General features: G+C 63.7%; 16 protein-coding genes. 15 read left to right on the top strand and 1 reads right to left on the bottom strand.

Annotated elements, in window-relative coordinates; genetic code table 11:
* On the bottom strand, positions 1-195 hold a 195-nt coding region (locus tag GA0004734_RS26445; RefSeq protein ID WP_245292458.1), incomplete at its 3' end, for a hypothetical protein.
* A gap of 296 nt (positions 196-491) precedes the next feature.
* Here GA0004734_RS26445 and GA0004734_RS26440 point away from each other — a divergent pair.
* The 15 genes from GA0004734_RS26440 (at position 492) to GA0004734_RS17330 (ending at position 11,372) form a co-directional block, all read left to right on the top strand.
* Positions 492-788 carry a hypothetical protein gene (locus GA0004734_RS26440; protein WP_245292457.1) on the top strand — a complete coding sequence of 99 codons (297 nt, stop codon included), beginning with the start codon at positions 492-494 and terminating at the stop codon, positions 786-788.
* 310 nt (positions 789-1,098) lie between these two features.
* Positions 1,099-1,428: a hypothetical protein gene (locus GA0004734_RS26435; RefSeq protein WP_245292456.1), complete on the top strand. Its 330-nt coding sequence runs from the start codon at positions 1,099-1,101 to the stop codon at positions 1,426-1,428.
* A 148-nt stretch (positions 1,429-1,576) separates the two neighbouring features.
* Complete coding sequence (locus GA0004734_RS17390) at positions 1,577-3,040, top strand: DUF935 domain-containing protein (RefSeq protein ID WP_092935676.1); 1,464 nt, start codon at positions 1,577-1,579, stop codon at positions 3,038-3,040.
* Positions 3,030-4,274: a PBECR2 nuclease fold domain-containing protein gene (locus tag GA0004734_RS17385; protein WP_092930019.1), complete on the top strand. Its 1,245-nt coding sequence runs from the start codon at positions 3,030-3,032 to the stop codon at positions 4,272-4,274. Before GA0004734_RS17390 ends, GA0004734_RS17385 begins: the two co-directional genes overlap by 11 nt.
* A gap of 120 nt (positions 4,275-4,394) precedes the next feature.
* Positions 4,395-4,895 (top strand): phage virion morphogenesis protein, encoded by a 501-nt coding sequence (locus GA0004734_RS17380; RefSeq protein WP_092930016.1) that lies wholly within the window; start codon positions 4,395-4,397, stop codon positions 4,893-4,895.
* Positions 4,896-5,121: 226 nt separating this feature from the next.
* Entirely contained in the window at positions 5,122-6,228 is a 1,107-nt protein-coding gene (locus GA0004734_RS17375; protein ID WP_092936404.1) for a peptidase, read from the top strand.
* A gap of 10 nt (positions 6,229-6,238) precedes the next feature.
* Positions 6,239-6,610 carry a hypothetical protein gene (locus GA0004734_RS17370; RefSeq protein WP_092935674.1) on the top strand — a complete coding sequence of 124 codons (372 nt, stop codon included), beginning with the start codon at positions 6,239-6,241 and terminating at the stop codon, positions 6,608-6,610.
* 33 nt (positions 6,611-6,643) lie between these two features.
* Positions 6,644-7,579, top strand: coding sequence for a major capsid protein (locus tag GA0004734_RS17365; RefSeq protein WP_092935672.1), 936 nt, complete (start codon positions 6,644-6,646; stop codon positions 7,577-7,579).
* A 79-nt stretch (positions 7,580-7,658) separates the two neighbouring features.
* Positions 7,659-7,910 (top strand): hypothetical protein, encoded by a 252-nt coding sequence (locus tag GA0004734_RS17360; RefSeq protein WP_092935581.1) that lies wholly within the window; start codon positions 7,659-7,661, stop codon positions 7,908-7,910.
* A 105-nt stretch (positions 7,911-8,015) separates the two neighbouring features.
* Positions 8,016-8,882, top strand: a complete 867-nt coding sequence (locus tag GA0004734_RS17355) for a hypothetical protein (protein ID WP_092935670.1) — start codon at positions 8,016-8,018, stop codon at positions 8,880-8,882.
* Entirely contained in the window at positions 8,882-9,307 is a 426-nt protein-coding gene (locus tag GA0004734_RS17350; protein ID WP_092935668.1) for a gp436 family protein, read from the top strand. Before GA0004734_RS17355 ends, GA0004734_RS17350 begins: the two co-directional genes overlap by 1 nt.
* Positions 9,304-9,729: a phage tail terminator protein gene (locus GA0004734_RS17345; protein ID WP_245292452.1), complete on the top strand. Its 426-nt coding sequence runs from the start codon at positions 9,304-9,306 to the stop codon at positions 9,727-9,729. The genes GA0004734_RS17350 and GA0004734_RS17345 overlap by 4 nt, the downstream gene beginning before the upstream one ends.
* The gene (locus GA0004734_RS17340) at positions 9,726-9,959 is read left to right on the top strand and encodes a hypothetical protein (RefSeq protein ID WP_092935666.1); all 234 of its coding nucleotides are present in this window, start codon (positions 9,726-9,728) and stop codon (positions 9,957-9,959) included. The genes GA0004734_RS17345 and GA0004734_RS17340 overlap by 4 nt, the downstream gene beginning before the upstream one ends.
* Positions 9,960-9,961: 2 nt before the next feature.
* A complete protein-coding gene (locus tag GA0004734_RS17335; protein ID WP_092935664.1) occupies positions 9,962-10,891 on the top strand; it encodes a hypothetical protein in 930 nt (309 codons plus the stop codon).
* Between the two features lie 67 nt (positions 10,892-10,958).
* The gene (locus GA0004734_RS17330; protein ID WP_092935662.1) at positions 10,959-11,372 is read left to right on the top strand and encodes a hypothetical protein; all 414 of its coding nucleotides are present in this window, start codon (positions 10,959-10,961) and stop codon (positions 11,370-11,372) included.
* The last annotated feature ends 37 nt before the right edge of the window (positions 11,373-11,409 follow it).

Below are 11,409 nucleotides of genomic sequence, written 5' to 3'. Positions count from 1 at the left end.
CGATGCCGTCATCAACCGGATCGGCGCCCGCAAGGCGCTGTTGCCGTACCAGCAGCAGACGCTGCCCTCCTCGAGACAACGGCCTGCCGCGTTCTCTTCGTCGAGAAGTCGCGCCGTATCGGCCTGACATGGCGTGCGCAGCCTATGCCGTCCTGCGCGCAGCGCGTGCCGCGAAGCCGGCGGCATGGACTTCATGTACATCTCCTATAGCCAGGAGATGACGCGGAGTTCATCGACGCCTGCGCCATGTGGGCCCGCGCCTTCAGCCAAGCCGCGCTGGAGATGCAGGAATTCATCTGGGACGACTCGGACAAGGATGGCGAGCGCGCCATTCAGGCATTCCGGATCAAGTTCTCGTCGGGCTTCGAAATCGTCGGCCTGTCATCGGCGCCGCGCACCCTGCGCGGTAAGCAGGGCGTCGTCATGATCGACGAAGCGGCCTTCGTTGACAGCCTCGAAGAACTGCTAAAGGCGGCGCTCGCGTTCCTAATGTGGGCGGACAGGTCATCGTCTGCTCCACGCATGATGGCTTTGACAACCACTTCAACGAACAGATCCAAGAGATCCCTGCCGGCCGGCAGAGCTACAAGCATCTGCGCATCGATTTCGACACGGCGCTGCAGCAGGGGCTCTACGAGCGGATCGCCTATGTGACCGGCAAGCCGTGGTCGGCCGAGGCGGAGGCCGACTGGCGCCAGGACATCATCAAGTTCTATGGCGCCGGCGCTGACGAGGAGCTGTTCTGCATCCCATCGATGTCGTCGGCGCGTTCCTTACCCGATCACTGATCATGTCGCGGATGAAGGAAGACATTCCGGTTATTCGCTGGGCGTCGCCGGAAGGCTTTGTCGATGGCCGAAAGAGCTTCGAGATGCGGAGATCGCGGACTTCTGCACCGAGCAGCTCCTGCCGCATCTGAAGCGTCTCGATCCGACGATGCGGTCCGGCTTCGCCAGGACTTCGGCCGATCGGGCGACTTGTCCGTGATCCATCCGTTTCAGGTGCGTCTCGACACCAGCCTGCGCACGCCGTTCCTCCTCGAGCTGCGCAACGTGCCGTTCGAGAGCCCGCCAGATCATCCTCTTCCTGCGAAAGCATTTGCCGCGCTTCTTCCACGCGGCTTTTGACGCTACCGGCAACGGTGCGGCGCATGCCGAGGCGGCACGGCAGGCGTTCGGCGCGTCGTTCGTCTCGGAGATCAAGCTCTCGCAGCAATGGTACATGCTCAACATGCCGAAGCTGAAAGCCGGCTTCGAAGACGGCACGTTTGAGCTGCCGCTCGATGACGACGTGCTCGGCGATTACCGTCTGCTGAAGATGACCAAGGGCATTGCCAAGGTGCCGGACGATGCTCGCACGCAAGGGGGACGGTTTCGCGCGCCATGGCGACAGTGCCGTCGCCGGAGCGTTGGCAGTTTATGCCAGTGAGCAGGAAGGCGGCGAAGTTGGCGCCGGCGTGACAGGGGATGACCGTCCGACAGCCGGCCAGTTCACGGACGCGACCGGAGCTTACGGCGCCGTAGCCGCCCGATCCGATCTTTCCGCATTTACGGGGTACTGAGATGGCTGAACCACCATGGAGATCGCAACGATCCGGACGGACCCGTTCGTCCCGGAGTTCGCCGGCGTCATGCAGCCGACAGACGAGATCCTGCGCACGCGTGGCCTTGGCAAGAGCCATCAGCTCTATGACGAGATCCGGCGCGATCCGCATGCCTTCGCCATCCTGCAAAAGCGAAAGCTGGAAGTGGTCAGCCGCGAATGGAGTGTCTTCGAGGCATCGGAAAGCGATCTCGACAAGCGCGCGGCCGAGGAAGTCAAGCGCCAGCTGAAGGCGATCGACTTCGACAAGCTGACACGCGGCATGCTGGGCGCCGTCCTGAAGGGCTTCTCCGTTGCCGAGGTTCTCTGGGCCAATGTCGCCGGCGTCTGGACGCTACAGGCCGTTAAGGTCAAGAAGCAGCGCCGGTTCCGGTTCGACATGGACGGCAAACTCCGGCTCCTGACGCGCGCTGCCATGATCGAGGGTGTGCCGGTTCCCGATCGGAAGTTCGTGGTTCACAGGCATTCGATCGACGACGATGAAGACGATCCATATGGCGTCGGCATAGGGCAAGTCCTCTACTGGCCCGCATGGATGAAGCGCAACGCACTGGCACAGTGGCTGCGCGCCGTCGAGAAACACGGCACGCCGACGACGAAGATCACGTATCCCGGTGGCTACGACAAGCAACGCCAGGACGAGATGCTGGCCGCGATCCGGCAGCTGGCGAACGACACCGGCATTGCGGTACCGGAAAACGTCATCGTAGAGCTGCTGGAGGCGAAGGCCGGCGGCGGCGACGTGTTTGAGAAGCTGAACCGATACCTCGACGAACTTATGAGCGAGGCGGTGCTCGGTGAGACGTTGACCACGAACTCCGGCGAGCGCGGCGCGCGATCGCTCGGCGAAGTCCACAACGAGGTGCGCGTTGCGATCGCCAAGGCGGATGCCGATCTGATCTCCGCCACCATCAAGGACACCATCGCCCGGTGGATCGTCGAGCTGAACTTTCCCGGCGCCGGCATCCCCGACGTCTGGCGCGATTTCGCCGAGGCCGAGGATCTCAACGAGAAGATCAAGCGCGACGAGACGATCTACAAGATGGGCTATCGTCCGAAGGACCCGCAGTACATCGACGACACCTATGGCGGCGAATGGATTGAGAAGCCGGCGCCGGAGACCAAACCGGGCAAGCCCGGCGTTGCGGCCAAGGGCGCGCTCGATAATCTGGATTTCGCAGACCCGCCGGCACGTTCCAACAGCGAGCGTGTCGTGGCCAACCTGACCGACCAGCTGGAGACCGCCGGCGCCGGCGTGTTCGACAGCATGATCGGACAGATCCGCACCGAGTTCGCCGAGGCGCGCGATTATGACGATCTGACGCTACGGCTGGCACGGCTGTCGTCGGAGATGGGCGTAGACGATCTGGCTCAGCTCCTCGAGCAGGCCGCGCTGCTCGCCCAGCTCGAAGGCGTGGCATCCGTCGATGGCCGGTGAGCAGATCCCGTTTCAGGAGGCAATCGACTTCGTCGCCGGCAAGGTCAACCTGCCCACCAGGCGCTATGACGATCTGAAGCATGGAGCCCATGTCCGCGGCTTTTCTGTCGCCGGCGTCACGCGGGATGACATGCTGGGAGATTTCCGGGCGGCGATCGAGAAAGCGCGTGTCCAGGGAACGGGCTTCAAAGAGTTTCAAAAGGACTTTGACGCCATCGTCGATCGCACGGGCTGGCTCTTTAATGCGCGTGGATCGACGGATGGCGAGCGGCGCGCATGGCGCGCGCGGATCATCTACACGACGAACATGCGCACCAGCTACATGGCCGGGCGATACAAGCAGCTCACAGATCCTGATGTCCTGAAGTATCGGCCCTACTGGCAGTACGTCCATTCCGGCGCGCTGCATCCGCGCCTTCAGCACCTCGCCTGGGACGGCAAGGTCTGGGCAGCAAACGATCCGATCTGGGACCGCATCTACCCGCCGAATGGCTGGGGATGCGGTTGCGATGTCGAGGCTTTGTCCCGGCGCGAGATGCAGGCGCTCGGCAAGGATGCGCCAGATGAGGCGCCCGAGCTGGTCCGATATGACGGTATCGATCCTCGCACCGGCGAGAAGGAAGAGCGGATCGGCGGCATCGGTCGCGGCTGGGAATACAACGTCGGCAAGGAATGGCTTGACGGTGTCGTGCCGACCGAGCTGCGCGAGCCGCTGCCAGCGTATCAGCCAGATGCGCCGGCGCCGGCCAACCTGCCGGATCTTCCCGCGCCGGCCGTCGCCAAGAGCCGCGACCTCATGCCGGAGGGCCTGGAGCCGAAAGCCTATGTCGAAGGCTTCCTGAAGCGGTTCGACCTGAAGAAGGGCGAAGGCCCGTTCCGCGATAAGTCCGGCGGGCTCATCACCATTAGCCGGTCGCTCTTCGAGCAGCGCATGCCGGACGGGACCGTCGTCGGCCTGAAGAGCGACAAACGCGGCCGGGGCCAGTACGCCAAGCTGCTGGCCGATACCATCATCGCGCCAGACGAAATCTGGGTGGACTGGGCGGCCATGAAAAGCGGCGTGGTCTTGCGCCGTGCCTACCTCAAGCGGATCATCCTGCCCGATGGCCGTGCCCTGTTCGTGCGCTTCGAATGGACCAACAGGGGCTGGGTGGCCGTGACCGGCTTCGACACGAAGGACGATTACCTTCGGAATTATCGTCGTGGAGCGTTGCTCTACCGCCGACCGGAATAGAAAAAGCGCGCCTGCCGGGGCGCGCTTTGCGTCAGAAGATCTACGGAGGGCTCCGGCGCCTCGATCAACCGACAGCCAGAATATAGCACTGGCTGTCGAGCAGAACAACGGGACGACGCAATGGCCGCTGCGACAATCACGATCGACGATGCCTCCATCAACGATGCGCTGGCGCGCCTTCTGGCAGCGGCCGGCAACATCAAGCCAGCGCTGAAGAACATCGGCGAGTTCGAAGCCAAGGTCACCCGGCGCCGCTTCGTCGATCAGAAGGATCCAGACGGCGCGCCGTGGGTCGCGCTCAATCCGCTCTATGCCAAGACGAAGAAGGGCCCAGGCATCCTGCGCGGAGAGACCCGGAGCCTTTCCCAAATCGTCTGGCAGCTCGCCGGCGACGGCGTCGAAATCGGATCGAACGAAGTCTATGCGCGGATCCACAATGAGGGCGGAACGATCCGACCGAAGACGGCCGAGGCGCTCGTGTTCTCCATGGGCGGACAGACGTTCAAGGTTCAGAGCGTGAAAATCCCCAAGCGGCAATTCCTCGGGTTCAATGACGCGTCGATTACGGCTATCCTCGACATCGTCAAGGATCACTTCGTTGAGGCGATTGAGCAGAAATAGCCTGCTTGCAAAAGGGCTTCAGGAGGCCAATGGTGCGCTTGAAGGCCCGGTGATGGCGCACAGGTCGGTCAAACGCGCCAGAGGGCTTTGAAACGGCTTTGAAAACGATCTGAAGATCGTGTCCGGCATGCGCCGCTGCCCTCCCGTCCGGATTTCCAGCCTTTGTTCCTCGGTGTGCGATTTCGCGGTCCCGACGACGGGGCACGCCTTGGCTTAGATGCCGGGCATGAAACCGTTCGAAATCTTCAAAACCGGCAGCCATGTTTCGACGCAGGGGAAGGCGATCACCTTCTCCGACGCCGATGTTGCGGCGATCGCCTCCTCTTACGATCCGGCCAACCATCAGGCGCCGATCGTTGTCGGTCATCCGAAGACGAACGCGCCGGCATTCGGCTGGGTGAAGGCGCTGTCGGTGAAAGACGGGCGCCTCGTCGCCGAGCCTGATCGCCTCGACCCGTCCTTTTCTGAGATGGTGCGCGACGGCAAGTTCCTGAAGGTCTCGGCCGCGCTCTACGATCCAGCCGCACCCGGAAACCCGACGCCCGGCTCCTACCATCTTCGTCATGTCGGCTTCCTCGGCGCCGAGCCACCGGCCGTCAAAGGTTTGGCCGGGATCGAATTCGCTGAAGCGACGGACCTTATTCTGGAGTTTGCCGAGACGCCTTGGCGCACCGCTTGGACGATGGACAGCATCGGCCGGCTCTTCCGGGGCATGCGCGACTACTTCATCGAGACGGCCGACATCGCGACGGCCGATCGGATCATCCCGCAATACGAGATCGACCAGATCACGGACAACGCTGCCTCCATGCGTGCTGAAGCGCGTGAGGAAGAGGTGCGGCCGACCTTCTCTGAAACCATCAAGGATCTTTCCATGACCAACGTCCAGAAGACGGAGGCCGAGCGGCTTGCCGAACTCGATGCTCGTGAAGCCGCGATCAAGGCCCGCGAAACGACCTTCTCCGAGGCCAACACCAGGGCCCAGGCTCAGGCCGATAGCGCCTTTGTCGAAGGCATCATCGCAGCCGGCCGTCTCCCGATCGGCCTGAAGGACACCGCCATCGCGCTGTTTTCGGAAATGTCCGACGAGGTGCTGACCTTCTCGGAAGCAGGCGCTCAGAAGACGACGTCGCCGCGCGGCGCCTTTCGCGAGCTGCTCGAAAAGCTGCCCGTGCCCGTCGAAACGACGGAACTGGCAAACGGCAATGGTCCGGACTTCTCGGACAGCAATCAGGTCGCCATCGCGATCCAGACCGAAATCAAGGCTGCGAAGGAACGTGGCGAGGACATCGATCCCGCCACAGCTGCGATGCGCCTGAAGAACCGCCGCTGAGGACCGCCGCATGAACCCGTTCATCAAAGCCTTCATCGCCTCGACCGATCTCGCCCATCGCGCCCAGGTCAAGTTCACCGCCATCGATGGCGAGGTCGCGCTGGCGACGGCACCAACCGACGTGATCGCTGGCGTTGTCGATTACCCGAACGGCGCCAAGATCGGCCAGCGCGTCGATGTCGTGCTGTTCGGCCCAGCCGAAATTCTGGTCGGCGGGACCGTGACGCCCGGCGCCGGCATCACGGCCGACGCCAACGGCAAGGCCGTCGCTGCCGCCCCCGGCGCAGGCGTCAATCACTTCATCGTCGGTCGCGTCCTCACAGGCGGCGTTTCCGGCGATATCGCCAAGGCCTTCATCAACCCCCATCGCATCCAGGGCTAAGGCCCGGATCGACACCCGCAGGAGCACTTACGTATGGCTGGACAGCCGTTTCCCGTCGATCCGGTTCTGACCGGCATCGCCGTTGCCTTCAAGAATGGGGAACTGATCGCCGATCAGGTCATGCCTCGCCTCGAGCCGCGTCTGACGGCCGAGACCTTCAAGTACATGGTCTTCGGCTTCGACCAGACGATCACGATCCCTGACACCAAGGTCGGCCGTAAGTCCGAGCCGAACATCATGGAGTTCGGCGGCACAGAAGTGACGGGCGCGACGGCCGACTACGGTCAGGACGCCATCATTCCGATCGCCGACATCATGCAGGCGCCGGCCGGTTACGACCCGGAAGCCTTCGCCGTCCAGCAGCTGACCAACATCGTCGAGCTGGATCGCGAGAAGCGTGTCGCCGACAAGACGTTCAACCCGCTGAGCTACCCCACCACGAACCGTGAGGTTCTGTCTGGCACCTCGCAGTGGAGCCACGCCGACAGCAAGCCGATCCGCGCCGTCACGGATGCGCTCGACAGCATGGTCATGCGTGCGAACGTTGCTGTCATGGGCCGGCTGGCTTGGTCTCAGATGCGCCAGAACCCCAACGTTCTGCGGGCGCTTACAACGTCGGGCGTTGCCGATGGTCTCGCCGACAAGCGCGCCGTTGCCGATCTCCTCGAGCTTGATGACATCGTCGTCGGCTCCGGCTTTGCCAATGCGGCGCGTCCCGGCCAGCCGGCCGTGCGCTACCGCCTCTGGGGCAAGCATTGCGCCCTGATCCGCCGTGAGAAGATCGTGTCGAGCATGGGCGAGGTGCCCACGTGGGGCTGGACGGCTCAGTTCGGTACCCGCGTCGCCGGCTCGATCGACGAACCAAAGATCGGCCTTCGCGGATCGCGCCGGGTGCGCGCTGGCGAAAGCGTTGCCGAAGTCGTGTCGGCTCCGGAGCTTGGCTACTTCTTCCAGAACGTCGCCGCCTGAGTTGGCCTCAGCCTGACCGTCAGGCCCACGCTCTCCCCTTTGGCCAGCCGGCCGGAGGATAACACCCGAAGGGACCAGCATGAAATATTGTCTCCGATCCAGCTTTTCCGTCATCGGCGCCGTGGTTTTCGCCATCGTCAGCGCAGCCGTCTACGTCGCCTATCCGGTCATCAAGCTTGCCATGACGTTTTTGCGGGACACGCCCTCGGCCGCCGCGCTCATCGTGATGGCCCCGATCTTCGGCGTCGTCGTGTTCCTCGTCATCGATGCCCTGAAGCCCGTCTACCGCCACAGCTACCGCACGCATGGTCTCAGCCTGACCGCTCGCTAAGGCGGGCGGCGGGAATGACTGAACTCCGGCCGCGCAATCGGCCGGAGCTTTTCGAAAGGGACCGGATGGCCGGTTCCTTTCCGAAAGCTCGAAGGGAAACCGTTCATGGCCAAGAAGATCACATCATCCAGCGCGCCGATCGCAGAAGAAGCCGGGACCGACGTCCTGGGCACGGCGCTGGATGCCGCCACTCCTCCCGTGGCAGCATCCGACCCGTCCGGCATGAACGGGCCGGACGGGACCGTTATCCATGGCTCGAACATCCAGACCGGGAGCATAGGCGGTTTCCCAGCGGAGGCCGTCACCGCCAGTGAAATCGGAGATGGCACGGTCACCGCCGATCAGCTCGCTTCGAACGCGATCACGGCGTCCAAAATCCAAGCCGGTGGGATCGTGGCGAGCGCCTCGGTTCCAGCGCTGCTCGCAGGCGGCGTCACCGCGCGTCCCATGGAAGGTGCCGTCGTGGACATCCCGCAGGGGACCGACGGCGGAACGGCTGTTCTGGTCGCGGGTGCGGCCGACCCGGTTGCGACCAGCAACGAGGCGCTGGATCTGCGCGCCCTGAAATATGCGCTCGACATGACGGGCTGCACGGACATCGACGACCTGATCGATAAGGCCACGGTCGGCCTTTCGCTCCTGCGCGCCATCGACACGCACGCCGGCCTCGGTCCGCTGCAGGGCTGGCATCCGATGGACGATCCGGCCGAGATCGTCGGCGATCTGGTCAACATGGCCTCCGAGCTTCAGACCCAGATCAGTGCGCTGCGCGTTGCGCGCATTGCCGATGTCGAGGGCGCTCGTCCCGCCTACACCCACGAGAAGCGCCGGTTCATTCTCACGGGCCGCACCCGGCAGAACAACGTGCTGAAGGATATCGGCGACACGATCGACCTGACCGTCGTCGAGCATGCCGAGCTGCTCGATACGCTGGCGATCGCCTCCACGTGGGACGAGGGCTTCGCGGTCTGATGCACTACGCCTCGCTCGAAGATCTGATCGAACGCGCCGGCCTGGATGAAATCCTCCAGATCGCCGATCGCGACGGGGACGGCGCTGCAGATCCCGATGTCGTCGAGGCGTCGCTCACCCATGCCGACAACGCGGTGAACGGCTATCTGGCCGTTCGCTTCCGCCTGCCGCTGTCGAGCGTTGCGGCCATCGTGTCCACCTGGGCGGTCTCGATCGCGCGCTACCATCTGCATCGCAACGGTCCGCCCGACTACGTGGTGCGGGATTACAAGGATGCGATGGCGGCTCTTCAGCAGGCGGCGCGCGGCATGATCGCTCTTCCCGGCGCTGACGGCATCGCGCCGGCGCAATCCACCTCGGACGGCATCCGGGTCGATGGGCCCGAACCCGTCTTCTCTCGCGAGAAGATGGAGGGCTGGCTTTGATCGCGGCCGTCATCACCCGTCTGAAGAGCGAGCTAGGCACGGCGGTTTCCGACGTGCTGCCGGTCGAGGATCTTGCCTCGATCAGCGCAGGGACGGCTCCAAAGAACGGGACCGTCTTCGTCATCCCTTACCGCGAGCAGGCCGAGCCCAACACGCTTGCGATGGGTGGTTTCGAGCAGCTCGTGCACGCGCAAATCCTCGTGGCGCTTGTCCTGCGCCGGCATGCCGACGTCCAGGGCGCGCAACGTGCGCTCGACTTCGACACGATGAAGGGCGCGATCGAGCAGGCGCTTGCCGGCTGGTCGGTCGATCCCCGAGGCGACCTTTTCGAACTGGTGTCGGCACAGGCCGCGCCGCTTGGCAACGGTGTCACCGTCTATGTGCAGACGTGGCAGACGAGCCGCTACCTGGAGACCGAATGATGACCGATCATGAAGGCGGCGGCAGCTACGTCCGCCAACCCGATGGCTCGTTGCAGCTCGTCAGCCGCACGGAAGAGCCGAAACCCGCCGTGCCAGAGCCGGACGCCGCGACAGCTGCACCTGGGCAGACGGCGCCGGCCGTCGTCGCGAGCGATGCGCCGGTGACCGAAGAGACATCGGCCGTCACATCTGACGAACCCGTGCCCACCACGCGGAAAAGGAACCCCTGATCATGGCAAAGCGCTACTGGCGAAACCGCGCCATCCTCGTCAAGTCCGAGACGATCTACGGCGAGGACAGCATTCCGACCGGCGCGGCAAACGCGATGGTCATGACCGACGTGGACTTCGATCCGTCTGCCGGTCAGGAGGTCAGCCGCGACCTCGTCCTTCCGTATATGGGACATCAGGGCGTTACGCTGGTTGGAACCTACGGCACGCTCTCCGGCGAAGTGGAAGTGGCTGGGTCCGGCACACCGGGCACAGCGCCCGCTTGGGGCGTGCTGATGCGGGCCTGCGCCATGCGCGAGGTCATCACGGCCGCGACCGATGTTCAGTACAATCCGATCTCCAAGGCGCAGGAAAGCGTGTCGGTGCGCTGGAATGGCGACGGCGTTCAGCACATCCTTCTTGGCGCACGCGGGACGTGGACGCTGAACATGGCGCCGCTTGCCATTCCCCGTTTCCGGTTCGTCCTGACCGGCCTCTTGGGTGTGGTCTCGGATGCCGCCCTGCCGACCCTGACGACAGCGGCGTTCAAGAAGGCGGTTCCCGTCAACAAGGCGAACACGACCTTCTCGCTGCACGGTTATGCCGGCGGTACCGAAGGCATCACGTTCGATATCGGCAACCAGATCGAGCCGGACTTCCTGATCAACGAGGAAGCCATCGAGCATGTCGATCGCATGATGACCGGGTCGGCGATCATGCGTGCCGATGCACTTTCGTCCGTCAATTGGTTTGCCAAGTCCGAAGCCGGCGATCTCGGCATCCTTGCAGCCCAGCATGGGAAGCAGGGTGGCAACATCGTCAAGTTCGGCATGCAGGCCGTCCAGATCGGCCGGCCGAAGTATGGCGAGACGCGCAAGCGGATCAACAACACCCTTCCGCTGATGGCAACGCCGGTCGCCGGCAATGACGAGTTCCTGCTGACCGTCATGTGACGGCCAGCAGCCCGCCTTCAAACTTGTTTCAAAGCCCTTTCGGGGCAACGTTCAGAAAGACGCCCGCATGTTCAAGCTCGTCGAAAACCTCGCCTTCTGGTGGCCGGTGAAGGTCACGGAACCCGACCCGAACCGGATGGGGAAAACGGTCGAGCACACGTTCGAGATCCAGTTCGAGCTACTGCCCGAAGAGATCAACCGGGACTCGGCCCGGGAACGTGCAGCGATCCTTTCGGAGATCAACTCCGAAACCACAGACGCCGAGATGGTCGAGATCATGGCCCGTGTTGCTGAACACGACGAAGCGGCAGCACGCCGGCTGGTCCGCGACTGGCGCAAGATCGCTGACGAGATGGGAAACCCGCTGAATTTCTCCGCCGAGACCTTTACGGCCGTCTGGGCACATGAGCGGGTCAGGGTGGCGATCGTGAAGGCCTACCAGGACGCCGTCACGCTCGACAAGGCCCGCCTAAAAAACTGACGGACGCGGCCGTCGCGTGGACATACGTCCGCCTCGG

It is taken from the genome of Rhizobium sp. 9140 (genome assembly GCF_900067135.1).
Classification (GTDB): domain Bacteria; phylum Pseudomonadota; class Alphaproteobacteria; order Rhizobiales; family Rhizobiaceae; genus Ferranicluibacter.
Note: the sequence above shows the minus strand (reverse complement) of the source record. Positions and strands in the feature narration are given on the sequence as shown.